The organism is Streptomyces sp. NPDC050263 (assembly GCF_040655955.1).
GTDB lineage: Bacteria > Actinomycetota > Actinomycetes > Streptomycetales > Streptomycetaceae > Streptomyces.
In genome coordinates this window covers 21,134-35,471 of sequence record NZ_JBFAKW010000054.1, presented here as the reverse complement: position 1 = coordinate 35,471, position 14,338 = coordinate 21,134, and the positions used below count along the sequence as shown (strand labels likewise).

Below are 14,338 nucleotides of genomic sequence, written 5' to 3'. Positions count from 1 at the left end.
GATCCACCCCATGAACGCAGCCGCCCGCTTCACCAACCGCGTCGCCGTCGTCACCGGCGCCGCGTCGGGCATCGGCGCGGCCACCGCGGCACGCCTCGCCGCGGAGGGCGCGGCCGTCGTCCTGGTCGACATCGCCGCCGAACGCGGTGCGCAGACCGCGGAACGGCTGCGCGAGGACGGGTCCCGGGCCCTCTTCGTCGCCGCCGACGTCGCGCGCGAGGACGACTGGCGGCGGGTGATCGGCGCCGCCCACGCCTTCGGGCCCGTGGGCGTCCTGGTCAGCAACGCCTACACGGTGGCGGTCGCACCGGCGCACGAGACCAGCCTCGTCTCCTGGGACCGGCAGCTCTCGGTCAACCTCACCGGCGCCTTCCTGGGGGTCAGGGCGGCGTTGCCCGATCTGCGCGAGCACCAGGGGGCCGTGGTGCTCGTCTCCTCCGTCCACGCCCACCGGGGGATCCCCGGCCATCCGGCGTACGCGGCGAGCAAGGGAGCGCTGCTGTCGCTGTGCGGCCAGCTCGCCGTCGAGTACGGCCCCGGGGTCCGCGTCAACGCCGTCCTGCCGGGACCGATCCTGACCGCCGCCTGGGACCGGGTCCCGCCGGCCGATCGCGAGCTCAGCGCCGCCGGAACCGCGGTGCGCCGCTTCGGCACCCCCGAGGAGGTCGCCGCCGCCGTCGCCTTCCTCGCCGCCGACGAAGCCTCCTACATCACCGGATCGAGCCTGCTCGTGGACGGCGGCTGGAGCGTCGCCAAGGACTCCGCCTGACGGAGCCGACCGCTCCGGCCATCGACCGACCAGCAAGAAAGGCACACACACATGACGCCATACGCACGCCGCGGGGTGCACGGCCAGACCGTGGAGACCCTCGCCCGCCGGGTGCTCAGCGGCGAGATCCCCGAGGGAGCGACGCTCGACATGGCGGCCCTCCAGAGCGAGCTGGACGTCAGCCTGACGGCCCTGCGTGAATCGCTCAAGGTGCTCGCGGCCAAGGGCATGGTCGACGCCCGGCAGAAACGCGGCACCTTCGTCCGGCCCCGCTCCGACTGGAACCTGCTCGACGCCGACGTGCTGCGCTGGCAGTTCTCCGAGAGCGACGGCACCGGCGCCGACCCGGCGCTGCTGCGCAACCTCGGCGAGGTCCGCGGCATCATCGAACCCGCCGCCGTGCGGCTGGCCGCGGCCCGCCGCACCGACGCCGACCTCGAGGCGTTGGAGGCGGCACTGACCGCGATGGGCCGGCAGGGGGGCGCGAGCGACGCCGTCGAGGCCGACCTCGCCTTCCACCGGGCGCTGCTCGCCGCGACCCACAACGAACTGCTGGAACGCATGGAAATGGTCATCGAGTCGGGCCTGGCCCAGCGCGACCGGCTCGTGCACAGCGCCCCCCACAGCGAGGACCCGGTCCCCAGCCACCGAGCCGTCCTCGACGCCGTGCGCGACCGGGACCCGGACGCCGCCGAACACGCCATGCGCGCCCTGCTCGACCAGGCCACGCGCGACCTCGACAAGCTCGGCGGCCCGTCCGGGCCCCAGGGCGCGAACGGCTCCGCCGAGCAGAAGGACGGCCGGACACAGTGAAGATCGTGCGCGTCGAGACCTTCCTCGTCCCGCCCCGTTGGCTGTTCTGCCGCATCGAGACCGACGACGGCGTCGTCGGCTGGGGCGAGCCGGTGGTGGAGGGCCGGGCCGAGGTGGTCCGGTCGGCCGTCGAAGTGCTGGCGGAGTACCTGGTGGGCCAGGACCCGCTGCGCATCCAGGACCACTGGCAGGTGCTGAGCAAGGGCGGCTTCTACCGCGGCGGCCCGGTCCTCTCGAGCGCCGTCGCCGGCCTCGACCAAGCCCTGTGGGACATCGCGGGCCGCGCCCTCGGGGTGCCGGTGCACACCTTGCTCGGCGGCCCGGTCCGCGACGCCGTCCGGGTGTACGCCTGGGTCGGCGGCGACGAACCCCGGCGGCTCACGGACGAGGTCACCGCGCAGGTGGAGGCCGGCTTCACCGCCGTCAAGATGAACGCCGCCGGGCGCACCCCGCCGATCGGCAGCCCCGCCGAGACGGCTGCCGTCGTCGAGCGCGTGGCGGCCGCCCGCGCGGCCCTGGGCCCGCACCGTGACGTCGCCGTCGACTTCCACGGCCGCTTCAGCGCCGCCAACGCGCGGCGCGTGCTCCACGAGATAGCCCCGCTGCACCCGCTGTTCGTCGAGGAACCCGTCCTGCCGGAGCAGGCACACCTGCTGCCCGGGCTGGTCGCCGCCTCGTCCGTGCCGGTGGCCACCGGCGAACGGCTCTACGGGCGCGCCGACTTCCTCCCGGCGCTGACCGCGGGCGTCGCCGTGGCCCAGCCGGACCTCTCGCACGCCGGCGGGATCTCGGAGGTCACCCGGATCGCCTCGCTCGCCGAGACCTTCGGCGCCCACCTGGCGCCGCACTGCCCGCTCGGTCCCATCGCGCTGGCCGCCAGCCTCCAGGTCGCCTTCGCCACGCCCAACTTCCTGATCCAGGAGCAGAGCCGGGGCATCCACTACAACAAGGACGCCGACCTGCTGTCCTACCTGGTCGACACCGAGCCCTTCCGATTCGTCGACGGCCAGGCGCACCGCACCGCAACTCCCGGGCTCGGCATCGCCGTCGACGAGGACGCGGTCCGCGCCGCCGACCGGTCCGGCCATGCCTGGCGCAACCCCGTCTGGCGGCACGCCGACGGCTCCTTCGCCGAATGGTGAGCGCCACGCGGCTGTCCGTCCGCGTCGCCGCCGACCCGGACCACGGCGGACGCTGGACGTCGCTGACCGCCGGCGGCCGCGAGTGGCTGTGGCACCGCGCCGAGCCGCGCCGCCAAGGGGTCCGGCCCGGCGCCCCCTTCGCCGACGCCGGCGGGCTGGAGGAGTGCGTGCCCACCGTGCGTGGACTGCCCGACCACGGGGACGCCTGGTCACGGCCCTGGCGCAGGGCGGGGGAAGAGGAGGTCGCGCAGTGCCCCGACTTCCGTCTGACCCGGCGCATCGGCGAGCGGGAGGACGCTGTCGTCGTCGACTACACGCTCGCCGCCGAGCCCGGCTACCGCTTCGTGTGGGCCGCCCACGCCCTGCTGGACCTCTCCCCCGCCGCCCGGATCGGCGTCGTCGGACCGGCGCTGACCCGGCTCTACCCGGACGAGGGCCACCGCTGGGTCGCCGGCGCCTGGCCCAGCGTCGACGGCGTGCGGTTGGACCGGCTCGGCCCGGACGACGGGAGCGCCGTCGGAGCGGTCGTCCTCACCCCCGGGGTGTCCGTGCACGACGGCGCGGACACGCTGCACCTGTCCGTCGAGGCCGACGGGCAACCGGTCGCGGTCGCCCTCTGGCGCAACCTCGGCGGCTTCCCCCGGGGCGCGCCGTACCGCTCGATCGGCGTCGAGCCGATGCTCGGCCGCGTCTTCGACCGCGCCGTGGCCGACGACGGCGACACTGCCGTCGTGCCCTCGACCGGCGAGGTCGCCTGGCGGCTCACCGTCGCCGCGACCCGCCACGCCTGAACCCACCCGAAGACCTGAACCCCCATCACCGGAAGGGATGCCGGATGAACCTGCTCGCCGCGCTGCGCGCCCGCCGACTGCTCGCCATCGTCCGCGGCAGCGACCCGGACGCCGCGCTGACCACCGTGCTCACCCTCGTCGAGGAGGGCGTCACCCTGATCGAGGTCTCCCTCTCCGGGCGGGACGCGCTCGACGTCATCGCGCGCGCCCGCGCCGCGCTCGGCCCCGACGCGACCCTAGGCGCCGGAACCGTCCTCAGCTCCGACGACGCCCGGGCCGCCCGGAAGGCCGGGGCCGCCTTCCTCGTCTCCCCCGGGGTCAGCGACGGCATCGCCACCGGGCGGGAACTCGGACTCCCCGTACTCGCCGGAGTGATGACGCCCACCGACATCCTCCAGGCGCTGCGGCTCGGCGCCGACGCCCTCAAGATCTTCCCGGCGGGCAGCGCCGGGGGCCCCGGTTATCTGCGGGACCTGCGCGGGCCCTTCCCGGACCTGCCCTTCGTACCCGTCGGCGGAGTGGACGCGGCGGCCGCCGCCGACTACCTGCGCGAGGGAGCCACGGCCGTCGGCGTCGGATCGCCTCTGGTCGGCGACGCAGCCGAGGGCGGCGACCTCACCGCCCTGCGCGAGCGCGCCCGTGCCTTCCTGGACGTCGTCCGCGCGCCGTGCTGACCGACATCCTCACCGGTCGGCTGCTCGCCCTGCCCGACGGGCCCGACGCGCCGCTCGCGCCGATCACCCGACTGCCCTGCCCGCTGGGCGCCGTGGCCCCGTTGGCGGGTCGCCCCGGCCACTGGGTCGCGGCGGCGGGCACCGGCTTCTGCCGCATCGACGCCGCGGGCCGCGCCGACTGGATCGCCCGCCCCGAGGACGACGCACCCGTGCCGATGCGCATGAACGACGGCGTCGCCGACCCGCACGGCCGCTTCTGGGCGGGCAGCATGGCGCACGAGGCCACCGGGAAGGCGGGCTCCCTCTACCGCCTGGACCGCGACGGCCGCGTGACCCGCGTCCTGCGGGACGTCACGATCCCCAACGGCCCGGCCTTCAGCGCCGACGGCGCTGTCATGTACCTCGCCGACAGCGCCCGTGGGGTCGTCAGCCGCTACCCGGTGGACCGCGCAAGCGGCGACCTGGGCGCCCCCGAACCCTTCGTCACCCTCGGTTCCGGCAGCCCCGACGGCATGACCACCGACGTCGAGGGCGGCCTGTGGACCGCCGTCTGGGGCGCCGGGCAGGTCCACCGCTATCGCCCCGACGGGAGCCTCGACCGAGTGGTCGACGTGCCCGCCGGGCAGCCCGCGGGACTCTGCCTCGGCGGCCCCGACGGCCGTACGCTCCTCGTCACCAGCGCGCACATCGGCCTGGCCGCCCCGGGCCCCCTCGACGGCGCCGTCTTCGCGGTCCGGGTGGACGTCCCCGGCGCCCCGGCCGCCCCCTACCGCCCGGCGTACCGCGCCGACGCACCCTAGGAACCCCACCTTGAGCACGCACCGGCCCCTGCGCCCCGGCCCCGTGGTCTGCGTCGGCGAGACCATGGCCGCCCTCGCCCCCGACCCTCTCGGACCGTTGGACGACGCCGATCTGCTGCGCGTCGACATCGCGGGCGCCGAGTCGAACGTCGCCCTCTACCTCGCCGACCACGGCATCCCCGCCCGCTGGGTCTCCGCGGTCGGCGACGACCCCTTCGGCCGCCGCGTCCGCGCCCGGATCGCCGCGGGCGGCGTCGACGTCAGCGGCGTCCGCACCGACCCGGAGCGGCCCACCGGACTGCTCCTCAAGGACCCGGGCGCGCACGGCACCCGCGTCCACTACCACCGTGCCGGCTCCGCCGCCTCGGCCCTCACCCCCGACGTGCTCGACGACCCCGCGGTGGCGGGCGCCGCGCTCGTCCATCTCAGCGGCATCACGCCCGCCCTGTCGCCCGGCTGCCACGCCCTCGTCGAACGCGCGCTGCGCCCCGACCGCCCGTGGCCCGTCAGCTTCGACGTCAACCACCGCCGCGCCCTGTGGGCCGGACGCTCCGCCGCCGACGTGCTGCGGGCGCTCGCGGACCGGGCCGACATCGTCCTCGTCGGCCTCGACGAGGCGCAGGCGCTGTGGGGGGACGGGATCACCGACGCCGAGCAGGTCCGCGCCCTGCTGTCCGGCCCGCACGTCCTCGTCGTGAAGGACGGGGACCGCGCCGCCACCGCGTTCGTGGGGACCGTCGTCCGCAGCGTGCCCGCCCTGACCGTGCGCGTTGCCGAACCGGTCGGCGCGGGCGACGCCTTCGCCGCCGGATTCCTCAGCGGTCTGCTGCGCCGACTGCCCGTGGACCGCGCCCTGCGACTGGGCCACCTGACCGCGGCCTCGGCCCTGAGGGTCCCCGCCGACCACGGTCCGCTGCCCGCACCCGCCCTCATCGCGACGCTTCTGGACGCCGACGAGGAGGCGTGGCGGGCCGCCGTGATCGACTGATCGGTGTGGTTGATGACCGCGCCCGAGCTCCCTACTCAGACGGAACGCGCCTCACAGATGAGTACGCGCCCCCATGTCCGCGGCCGCCGGCGCTGATGAAGTGGCTCTCATGACGACGCAGACCGCCGCGCCTCGGCGCCGAGCAGACCACCCGACCTGGTGGAGGGTCCCCCTGGTGGCGTCCGCGCTCGGCCTGCCGGTCCTCGCCCTGGAGTACAGCGCGATCCGGGCACAGGCGGGCATGGGCCAGTACGGAGCGGTGATCTACTGGGCCCTCGCACTGTTCGCCGCCGCCTGGGCCCTGCCCCACCGCCGCTCGTTCAGAACGTTCCGCGTCCTGGTGGCCGGAGCGGCTCTGGTGATCACGCTGCTGCCGGTGACGCTCCTGCTGCTCCTGGCCGTGATGCTGGCCGACTGACGGCATTCGACTTCCCGCCGTGCGGAGGCGGAGATCCGATGGCTTCTGTACGACATGCACGGATGGCCGGCCAGGCAGCTTGGACTGCGATCGGCCGACGCGGAGCCGAGCGTGCGGCGGGCGTCGTCTGTCGGGTCGGCGGCGGGCCGCTCTGCCCAAGGCGGGTGCGCGGTGGGCGGATCCGTGGCTGCCGGTGAACGGTGATCCGGAGTGGGTGTGGGGGTTGCTGGACTCGGGGGTGAAGCCGGAGGCCCGGTCCGCGGCGGCGGTGTACCGGACGTCGGCGCACCTGTGCGCACCGGGACGCGGGCGCGGTGGGCACGGTGGCAGTTGTCGGCACTGGACGCGGCCCGGTAAGCACTGGTCCGGCGCGGTCCGTGTCCACGGCGGCCGCGGTGAGTTCCGTTGCGGGCAGTTCCGGGCCGCTCGCACGCTGCTGCCCGCGCCGGTCACTTCCGCTCCAGCGCCGCCAGCCGCAGCTCAAGCTGGTCGACCCGGTGCCGTAGCAGGGTGACCTGGGCTTCCAGGCTGACTTCCCGTTCCGCTCTGCGCTGGATGCGCGGTGACGCGGCGGCGCGTTCGATCACCGCGTCCAGCTGGACCAGGCGCTGCGGCCCGTTGGGGCCGTCCACCAGCCGTGACCGGATCTCGCCGTTGCGGTACCAGGACCGCAGGGCCGAGCGGGAAACGCCGGTCTCGGCCGCTGCCTTGGCCAGCGTGACCCACGGTGTCTCGTCCAGCTGCTCGAACAGCTCCAGCTCGCTCTGCCAGCGCGCGAGCCGGTCCTCCCAGTCCGACGGTGTCTCCATCACACCCTCCCTTCGACATGGTGACCCTATCAATAACAGTGTATTGACATGGTTGAGACCATGGAGCCATGTCATTTGAGAGGTTCACAGTGGAAGCCCGCAAGGTGGTCGTCACGGCTCAGGAGGAGGCGAGGCTGCTCAAGCACAACCACATCGGCACGGAGCACATCCTGTTGGGGCTGCTCGACGCACCGGACAGCACGGCGGCGAAAGTCCTGCACCGGCTCGGGTACGACAAGGAGACGGCGCAGGTCGACATCGCCGCGATGGTCAAGCCCGGCACGCAGGAGCTGCGCGGCCATATCCCCTTCGCGCCGCGCGCGAAGAAGACGCTGGACCTCGCCCTGCGCGAGGCGCAACAGCTGCACCACACCTCCATCGGCACGGAACACATCCTGCTCGCCCTGGTCAGCGAGGGTGAGGGCGTCGGCGCGAAGGTGCTCGCCGAGCGGATCGACCCGATCAGCAGGATCCGTGCCGCGGTGCTGGCGTCGGCGGAGGGACCGCAGGACGTCGCCACCGGCCCCTGGCCGGCCGGCACACCTGCCACCGAGGACACCCTGTCCGCCGCCGCCGCGCTGGCCGGTGGGGCGCCGGTCGGCAGCCACCACCTTCTGGAGGCGATGCTGCGGACGGAGAACAGCATGGCGGCCAGGGCGCTGCGCGAACTCGGGGTCGACCCGGACGCGGTCGCCGCCAAGATCGACGAACTGGATCCGGAGACGACCACGGACGCGAACCCGGAGGAAGCCGCCGCACGCAAGATGGAAATCCGGCTGGTCGACGACGAAGTGCACCTGATCCTGCGGGATCCGACGACGGTCACGATCGCCAAGAAGGTCACCGAGCTGTCCGACGGCCCGATCCAGGGCGTCGGGCCGGTCGCCGGCATGTTCGTCCCGCTCTGGCGGTCGACCAACCAGCTGCTGTTGCAGCTCCAGCGAGTACTGGAACCGGACCCCGAGGACGTGGACGGATCCGCCGCGGGCAAGGTGGCCGAGGTCGTGCGCACGGTGCTCGCACCCCGGCTCCGCCGGTGACCCGTTCGCCGCGCCCACCGAGGCGCAGCGCGACGCCTGACCCGTCGTCGCCCCAAGCACGCAGGCGAGGAAGCGCCATCGTCGGAGCCGGCTCGGGCGGCCTGGCCCTTGCCCGTGTGCCGCACGTGAACGGCATCGACGCCGTCGTGTACGAACGTGAGGCGTGGCGCGGCGCGCGTGTTCAGGGCGGCATGCTGGATCTGCACTCCGGGACCGGGCAGCGGGCGTCGGGCGACGCCTCGCTCGAGCGACCCGAGGTCGACCGTGCAGGTCTGCGCAACCTGCTCCTGGATTCCCTTCCCGAACGCACGGTGCGTCGGGGCGCGCGGTCGAGTCCGCCGACAACGGCCTGCTGCACTTCGCCGACGGCAGCAGCACGACGTACGACCTGCCGGTCGGCGCCGACGGCCGGGCGGACTCGCGGGTCCGTGCGTTGCTCACCGACGCCCGGCCGGCGCACACCGGTCACGACGTCGTCGAGCGCGGCATTCCCGACGTCGACCGCACCCACCCCGATCTCGCGGCGTCGGTCGGGCGCGGCGACTACTGGGTGCTCGGCAACGGACAGTCCCTGTCGGCACAGCGCAACGGCGACGGCCGCGTACGCGTACGCGTCTGCCTCGGCTTCTGCAAGACCGCCGAGGACTGGTTCTCGACCGGCGGGATCCCGGTCGGCCTGACCTGGCCGTCGACGCCAGACGTCACGCTGCTCGGCGATGCGGCGCACCTGATGCCGCCGGTGGGGCAGGGCGCCGGCACGGCGCTCCTCGACGGCGCCCTGCTCGACCTCGCGCCGGTCGCGCCCGGACGACTTCCCGCCGCCGTCAAGGAGTACGAACGCGAGATGTTCGAAGGCACCAGCGCCGCCGGCCGACAGTCCGCGCACGTCCAGGGGCGGGGGTGAGGAAATGGCCGGTGGGCGGTGTCCGGCGGCCGGGCGTTTGACGGATGTGTCTGCGTGGGTAGTTCGCCGTCGCTGTCGGACCGGGGACGCCCAGCCATCGGGATCGCCGGGACGCCGTTGCGGCCGGACGGTTCCGCGCCACCGGCACGCATACGAGGAGAAGATACGTGAGGGTCGTCATCACGGGCGCGTTCGGCTTCCTGGGCCGCCGACTGGCCGGCACGCTGCTGCACACCCGGACGTTGCGCGGCACACCGATCACACGGCTGGTGCTCGCCGACCGCATCGTGCCGCCCGACTCCGTGGTGGCGACGGACCCGCTGGTGGAGATCGTGCACGGCGACCTGATCGACCGCCTCGACGACGTGTTCGCCCAGCCGGTTCATGCGGTGTTCCACCTTGCCGCCGCGGTGTCGGCCGAGTGCGAGGCCGACTTCGACCTCGGCATGCGCGCCAATGTGGACACCACCCGCGCCCTGCTCGACGCCGCCCGGGCGCAGTCGGCCGCCGGAGGGCCGACTGCGCAGGTGGTGTTCGCCAGCAGCCTCGCCGTCTATGGTTCGAGCCCTGAGCTGAGCCTGCCCACGGTGGTCGGTGAGTCGTCCCTTCCCGTGCCGCGGTCGAGTTACGGAACGCAGAAGCTCATCTGCGAGCAGATGATCGCGGACTGCACGCGCCGCGGTTTCCTCGACGGACGCGTCGCCCGCCTGATGACCGTCGCTGTGCGGCCGGGCCGGCCGAACGCGGCCGCCTCCGGGTTCCTGTCCAGCATCGTCCGGGAGCCGCTCGCGGGACTCCCGGCTGTCTGCCCGGTGCGGCCCGACCTGCGTGTGGCCCTGGCGTCACCGCGCCGCACCGTGCAGGGGATCCTGCGCATCGCGGAGGCCGAACGCGGCGTCGGGCCTGGGCGGCTCGACGGCCGGGCGCCGGTCAACCTGCCCGCGCTCACGGTCTCGGTCGCCGAGATGCTCGCCACGCTGCGGCAGGTGGCCGGCGATGCCGTCGCCGACCTGGTGACCATCGCGCCCGACCCTGCCGTCGAGGCCATCGTGGCCTCGTGGCCCGCCGACTTCGACAGCACACGCGCCGCCGCACTCGGTCTGGAACCGGACCCGAGCTTCCTGTCCGTCGTGCAGGACTACCTCGCCGATCATCCGGAGGCAAGTCCGCCGACACGGCGGCTATAGCGCCCTCATGAATCGCCTCGCGTTCTCGGTGACGGTGGACCAGTCGGCGGCTGCGACGGCGGGAGCGGGTACCACCTCTGAGCCGGCGCATACGGCGTGGGCTCCTGCCGCCAGGAACCGGGCGGCGTTGGCGCTGTTGACACCGCCGGAGGCGACGAGGGGGACACCGGGGTAGGGGCCGGCGAGATCGCTGAAGTAGCGGGGCCCCAGGGAGTGGGCCGGAAAGATTTTCACCGCGGCGGCTCGGAGGTCCAGGGCATGAGCGACCTCGGTCGGCGTCAGCGCTCCCATGACGACGGGGATGCCTGCCGTGGCGGCGGTCTCGGCGACCTCCTGACGGCAGCCGGGGGTGACGAGGTAGGTGGCGCCCGCGTCGATCGCCGCCTGGGCCTGAAGCCCGGTCATGACGGTGCCGGCGCCTATGCGGGTTTCGCTGTGTGCTGCGGCGCGCCGCAGGTGGGTGGTGACGTCGGGAGTGGTGAAGGTGAACTCGACCCATCGGATTCCGCCTTCTGCGAGGGCGGCGCAGAGCGCTGCGGCGTCGGGGATCTCAGGGGCCCTGATCACGGCGATGACGCGGTCTGCGGACAGAGCGGGCAGGAAGGCGGAACTCACAGCGGCTGATTCCTCGGACGAGTTGGGGAGGGGAGAAGACCCGGGCCGGTGCGGGAGCCTGGTCGGTGCGGATCTCCCTCGTCGGTATCGCCGTCCGGGTCTCGTGGTGCTCCTGGTGGGGGAAGGGGGTCAGGTCAGGCGCAGGGCGGACCAGGCCGCGTCGTCGAGTGCGAGGTGGCGGTCGAGGGTGTCGCGGGTCAGAACAGCGGCGACGTCCTCGCGGGTACTGAGGGTCGCGGCGGCCGCCAGGTGGCCCAGGCGAAGTCCGTTCGCGGGGCTGCGGTCTTCCAGGAGCGCCGCGAGGTAGCCGGCGGCGAAGGCGTCGCCGGCTCCGACGCGTTCGACGACCCGGGTGGCTGGGGTGGGGACGAATGTCTCCTCGCCGTCGGCGCAGTACACCGTCGCTCCGTGCCCGGCGTCCTTGACCACCAGCACGGGGCCGGGGCCGAGCAGGTCGCGGACGTCTTGCGCTGTACGGGTGCCCCACAGGGTTTCGGCCTCGTCGCGACCGACGAACACGAGGTCGGCGCCGCGGGCCAGTTCCATCAGCGTGGGGGCCGCGTCGACCGGGCGGTGCCGCCACAGGGCCGGACGGTGGTTGACGTCGAAGGAGATGACCGGCCCGGGGACGGCTCGTCGGGAGACGATGTGCGTGACGAGTTCGGCGCAGCTGTCCGAGAGTGCTGCGGTGATGCCGGAGAGGTGCAGCACGCGGGCTCGGTGGAGCAGCGGAAGGCTCGCCAGGCCGGTGTCCATCGCGGCGGCTGCGGAGTCCCGGCGGTAGTAGTGCGTGCCGGTGCCTTCGGGGCCGGTGTCCTTGAAGTAGACGCCGGTCGGCCGCGCGGGGTCCGTCCTGACGCCGGAGACGTCGACGCCGCGGGCGGTGAGGTCCTCCAGGACACGGCGTCCGAGTGGGTCGTCGCCCACTCGGCCCAGCCAGGCGGCGCTGTGTCCCAGGGCGACCAGGCCGCAGGCCACGTTGGACTCCGCTCCGCCCACGGCGAGCGCCAGTGCGCTCTGGCGCGCGAGGGGCCGGGCGTCCGGGGGGCTGAGTACGGCCATGGTTTCTCCGATGCACACCACGTCGGCCTTGGTCTCGGTGCCGGACGGCGGGCGGGGAGGCGGAAGCGGAGGCGGGATGGGCACGGGGGTTCCTTCTGCGGGTGTCCGGCATCGCGGTGTCAGGGCGGTGGAGGGCCCCTCAGGTGTCGAGGACGCGGTGCAGGAACTGCTGGGTGCGCTGTTCGGCGGGATGGCCGAAGACCTGCTCGGGCGAGCCCTGTTCGAGGACGACGCCGCCGTCCATGAACACGACGCGGTCGGCGGTGTCCTTGGCGAAGCGCATCTCGTGCGTGACGACGACCATGGTCATGCCGTCCTCGGCGAGGGAACGCATGACGCCGGTGACCTCACCGACGAGTTCGGGGTCGAGGGCGGAGGTCGGTTCGTCGAAGAACATGATCGCGGGGTCCATTGCGAGGGCGCGGGCGATGGCGACGCGCTGCTGCTGTCCGCCGGAGAGCTGTGCGGGGTAGGCGCCGGTCTTGTCGGCGAGCCCGACCCGCTTCAGGGCGGCCCGGCCGCGTTCCTCGGCCTCCGGGCGGGAGAGCTTCCTGACCTTCAGCAGGGCGAGGGTGACGTTGCCCAGCGCGGTCTTGTGCGGGAAGAGGTTGAACTGCTGGAAGACCATCCCGACGTGCCCGAAGATCTCCGGGGCCCGCTTGCGGTCGTGCAGGGGGACGCCGCCCACCCACACCTCGCCGGCGTCCGCGCGCTCCAGGTCGCACATGATGCGCAGCAGGGTGCTCTTGCCGGAGCCGCTGGCGCCGATGAGGACGACGACCTCGCCCGGCTCCACCTCGATGTCGACGCCCTTGAGGACCTCCAGTTCACCGAAGCGCTTGTGCACGCCGGACAGCGAGATCCGCGAGGTGGTCACCGCCTTCTGGTGGGCGGCGGGGTCGGTGATCATCATGCGGTGACAGCCTTTCGCTCCATGTGCCGCACGAACAGCGACAGCGGGTAACAGATGACGAAGTACAGGACGGCGACAGCGATGTAGGACGTGGCGGGGTCTCCCACGCGGTCGATGACGGCCTGCCCCTGGCGGACCAGTTCGACGTAGCCGATCACCACGGCGATCGAGGTGTCCTTGATCAGGGAGAGGTACTGCCCGACGAGCGGGGGAAGGACGATCGCCCGGGTCTGGGGAAGGATGACGCTGACGAACGTCCGGATGCGGGGCAGGCCCAGCACGCGCGCCGCCTCCCACTGGCCGCGGGGCACCGCCTCGATGCCGGCCCGGAAGATCTCCGCGATGTAGGCGCCCTGGTAGAGGGTGAGGGCGAGCAGGGCCGCGCCGAAGACGGTGATGCCGGCGAGGCCCAGGTATGCCGCCCCGAAGTAGATGAAGAGCATCTGGATCAGCAGCGGCGTGCCGCGGAAGACCTCCAGGTAGCCCCGGGCGAGCTGGGCGAGGACCGGGACGCGGCTGGTGCGCACGGCCGCGACGGCCAGCCCGAGCAGCGTTCCGGTGGCGATCGCCGCGATCGACAGCAGTACGGTGGCCCACAGGCCGGAGACGTACAGTTCGCGGTTCGACCAGATGACCGACCAGTCCATCAGGCCTCCTTCTGGACGGGGCGCGCGGGACGGGCCGGCAGCAGACGGCGTACGGCGCTCAGGGGACGAGATCTCACGGAGGGACGCAGGGGCGGCTTGAAGGCGACCCGCCCGATGAGGCCGGCCACGAGGACGACCGCGTTGGTGAGGACGAGGTAGAGCACGGCCGCGATGCCGAAGACCTGCACGGTGAGCAGCGTGCGGGAGTTGATGACCATGGCCGTGCCCGTCAGCTCGGGTACGGAGATGGCCGACAGCAACGACGAGCCCAGGATGATCTGCACCAACTGGTTCACCACAGCGGGGTAGACGTTGCGCAGGGCCTGCGGAAACACCACATGTGCGAACGTGCGCAGCGGGCTGAGTGCCAGTACGCGGGCGGCCTCACGCTGGCCGCTCGGGACGGCCTGGATACCGGCGCGGAAGATCTCGGTGAGGTAGGCGCCGACGTTCAGGCCCAGGGCGAGCACACCCGCCTGCACCGGGCTCAGCCGCAGGCCTGCCGACGGCAGCGCGAAGTAGGCGACGAACATCTGCAGCAGCACAGGGGTGTTGCGGATGACCTCGACGTAGACGGCGGCGGGCGCGCGCAGCACCATGTAGCGGGATCTGCGGGCCAGCGCGCCGAGCAGGCCGAGGACGAAGGCGAGTGCGAAGGCCTCGAGTGACAGTTTCAGGGACAGCCAGGCCGCGTCGAGATAAGTGGCCCAGTCCCGGAGGGCGTAGGTCCAGTCAACGAACATGGGACTCCTCCATGGGGCGGCGG

General features: G+C 73.2%; 16 protein-coding genes and 1 pseudogene. 11 read left to right on the top strand and 6 right to left on the bottom strand.

The window, feature by feature from the left end; genetic code table 11:
• Positions 1-10: 10 nt before the first annotated feature.
• The 8 genes from AB0J04_RS23895 to AB0J04_RS23860 all read left to right on the top strand — a co-directional run bounded on the left by AB0J04_RS23895 (position 11) and on the right by AB0J04_RS23860 (position 6,395).
• On the top strand, positions 11-769 hold the full coding sequence (locus AB0J04_RS23895) for a glucose 1-dehydrogenase (protein ID WP_363170579.1): 759 nt from the start codon (positions 11-13) through the stop codon (positions 767-769).
• A 51-nt stretch (positions 770-820) separates the two neighbouring features.
• Entirely contained in the window at positions 821-1,582 is a 762-nt protein-coding gene (locus AB0J04_RS23890; protein WP_363170578.1) for a FadR/GntR family transcriptional regulator, read from the top strand.
• Complete coding sequence (gene dgoD, locus AB0J04_RS23885; RefSeq protein WP_363170577.1) at positions 1,579-2,724, top strand: galactonate dehydratase; 1,146 nt, start codon at positions 1,579-1,581, stop codon at positions 2,722-2,724. The genes AB0J04_RS23890 and dgoD overlap by 4 nt, the downstream gene beginning before the upstream one ends.
• Positions 2,718-3,515 carry a hypothetical protein gene (locus AB0J04_RS23880; RefSeq protein ID WP_363170576.1) on the top strand — a complete coding sequence of 266 codons (798 nt, stop codon included), beginning with the start codon at positions 2,718-2,720 and terminating at the stop codon, positions 3,513-3,515. Before dgoD ends, AB0J04_RS23880 begins: the two co-directional genes overlap by 7 nt.
• Positions 3,516-3,559: 44 nt before the next feature.
• On the top strand, positions 3,560-4,189 hold the full coding sequence (locus tag AB0J04_RS23875) for a bifunctional 4-hydroxy-2-oxoglutarate aldolase/2-dehydro-3-deoxy-phosphogluconate aldolase (RefSeq protein ID WP_363170575.1): 630 nt from the start codon (positions 3,560-3,562) through the stop codon (positions 4,187-4,189).
• A complete protein-coding gene (locus AB0J04_RS23870) occupies positions 4,183-4,989 on the top strand; it encodes an SMP-30/gluconolactonase/LRE family protein (RefSeq protein ID WP_363170574.1) in 807 nt (268 codons plus the stop codon). The genes AB0J04_RS23875 and AB0J04_RS23870 overlap by 7 nt, the downstream gene beginning before the upstream one ends.
• A gap of 10 nt (positions 4,990-4,999) precedes the next feature.
• A complete protein-coding gene (locus AB0J04_RS23865) occupies positions 5,000-5,977 on the top strand; it encodes a sugar kinase (protein WP_363170573.1) in 978 nt (325 codons plus the stop codon).
• 109 nt (positions 5,978-6,086) lie between these two features.
• Positions 6,087-6,395, top strand: a complete 309-nt coding sequence (locus tag AB0J04_RS23860) for a hypothetical protein (RefSeq protein WP_363170572.1) — start codon at positions 6,087-6,089, stop codon at positions 6,393-6,395.
• Between the two features lie 449 nt (positions 6,396-6,844).
• Here the strand turns inward: AB0J04_RS23860 and AB0J04_RS23855 are convergent, their stop codons facing one another.
• Positions 6,845-7,204, bottom strand: coding sequence for an excisionase (locus AB0J04_RS23855; protein ID WP_363170571.1), 360 nt, complete (start codon positions 7,202-7,204; stop codon positions 6,845-6,847).
• A 68-nt stretch (positions 7,205-7,272) separates the two neighbouring features.
• Between AB0J04_RS23855 and AB0J04_RS23850 the strand changes: the two genes are divergently transcribed.
• The 3 genes and pseudogenes from AB0J04_RS23850 (at position 7,273) to denD (ending at position 10,335) form a co-directional block, all read left to right on the top strand.
• A complete protein-coding gene (locus AB0J04_RS23850; protein WP_363170570.1) occupies positions 7,273-8,244 on the top strand; it encodes a Clp protease N-terminal domain-containing protein in 972 nt (323 codons plus the stop codon).
• Positions 8,245-8,321: 77 nt separating this feature from the next.
• Positions 8,322-9,148 (top strand): annotated as a pseudogene (locus AB0J04_RS23845) (FAD-dependent monooxygenase).
• 167 nt (positions 9,149-9,315) lie between these two features.
• Positions 9,316-10,335 (top strand): D-erythronate dehydrogenase, encoded by a 1,020-nt coding sequence (denD, locus tag AB0J04_RS23840; protein ID WP_363170569.1) that lies wholly within the window; start codon positions 9,316-9,318, stop codon positions 10,333-10,335.
• Here denD and AB0J04_RS23835 read toward each other — a convergent pair.
• From AB0J04_RS23835 to AB0J04_RS23815, 5 genes are all read right to left on the bottom strand, one after another.
• Complete coding sequence (locus tag AB0J04_RS23835) at positions 10,330-10,950, bottom strand: bifunctional 4-hydroxy-2-oxoglutarate aldolase/2-dehydro-3-deoxy-phosphogluconate aldolase (RefSeq protein ID WP_363170568.1); 621 nt, start codon at positions 10,948-10,950, stop codon at positions 10,330-10,332. The genes denD and AB0J04_RS23835 overlap by 6 nt on opposite strands.
• 129 nt (positions 10,951-11,079) lie before the next feature.
• On the bottom strand, positions 11,080-12,096 hold the full coding sequence (locus tag AB0J04_RS23830) for a sugar kinase (RefSeq protein WP_363170567.1): 1,017 nt from the start codon (positions 12,094-12,096) through the stop codon (positions 11,080-11,082).
• Positions 12,097-12,151: 55 nt separating this feature from the next.
• Positions 12,152-12,925: an amino acid ABC transporter ATP-binding protein gene (locus AB0J04_RS23825; RefSeq protein WP_363170566.1), complete on the bottom strand. Its 774-nt coding sequence runs from the start codon at positions 12,923-12,925 to the stop codon at positions 12,152-12,154.
• A complete protein-coding gene (locus tag AB0J04_RS23820) occupies positions 12,922-13,572 on the bottom strand; it encodes an amino acid ABC transporter permease (protein ID WP_363170565.1) in 651 nt (216 codons plus the stop codon). The genes AB0J04_RS23825 and AB0J04_RS23820 overlap by 4 nt, the downstream gene beginning before the upstream one ends.
• The gene (locus tag AB0J04_RS23815; protein WP_363170564.1) at positions 13,572-14,315 is read right to left on the bottom strand and encodes an amino acid ABC transporter permease; all 744 of its coding nucleotides are present in this window, start codon (positions 14,313-14,315) and stop codon (positions 13,572-13,574) included. The genes AB0J04_RS23820 and AB0J04_RS23815 overlap by 1 nt, the downstream gene beginning before the upstream one ends.
• Positions 14,316-14,338 lie beyond the last annotated feature (23 nt).

Coding starts and splice junctions, on each gene's coding strand:
- AB0J04_RS23895 (WP_363170579.1), top strand. CDS start 11: ATGAACGCAGCCGCCCGCTTCACCAACCGCGTCGCCGTCGTCACCGGC.
- AB0J04_RS23890 (WP_363170578.1), top strand. CDS start 821: ATGACGCCATACGCACGCCGCGGGGTGCACGGCCAGACCGTGGAGACC.
- AB0J04_RS23880 (WP_363170576.1), top strand. CDS start 2,718: ATGGTGAGCGCCACGCGGCTGTCCGTCCGCGTCGCCGCCGACCCGGAC.
- AB0J04_RS23875 (WP_363170575.1), top strand. CDS start 3,560: ATGAACCTGCTCGCCGCGCTGCGCGCCCGCCGACTGCTCGCCATCGTC.
- AB0J04_RS23860 (WP_363170572.1), top strand. CDS start 6,087: ATGACGACGCAGACCGCCGCGCCTCGGCGCCGAGCAGACCACCCGACC.
- AB0J04_RS23855 (WP_363170571.1), bottom strand. CDS start 7,204: ATGGAGACACCGTCGGACTGGGAGGACCGGCTCGCGCGCTGGCAGAGC.
- AB0J04_RS23850 (WP_363170570.1), top strand. CDS start 7,273: ATGTCATTTGAGAGGTTCACAGTGGAAGCCCGCAAGGTGGTCGTCACG.
- AB0J04_RS23825 (WP_363170566.1), bottom strand. CDS start 12,925: ATGATGATCACCGACCCCGCCGCCCACCAGAAGGCGGTGACCACCTCG.
- AB0J04_RS23820 (WP_363170565.1), bottom strand. CDS start 13,572: ATGGACTGGTCGGTCATCTGGTCGAACCGCGAACTGTACGTCTCCGGC.
- AB0J04_RS23815 (WP_363170564.1), bottom strand. CDS start 14,315: ATGTTCGTTGACTGGACCTACGCCCTCCGGGACTGGGCCACTTATCTC.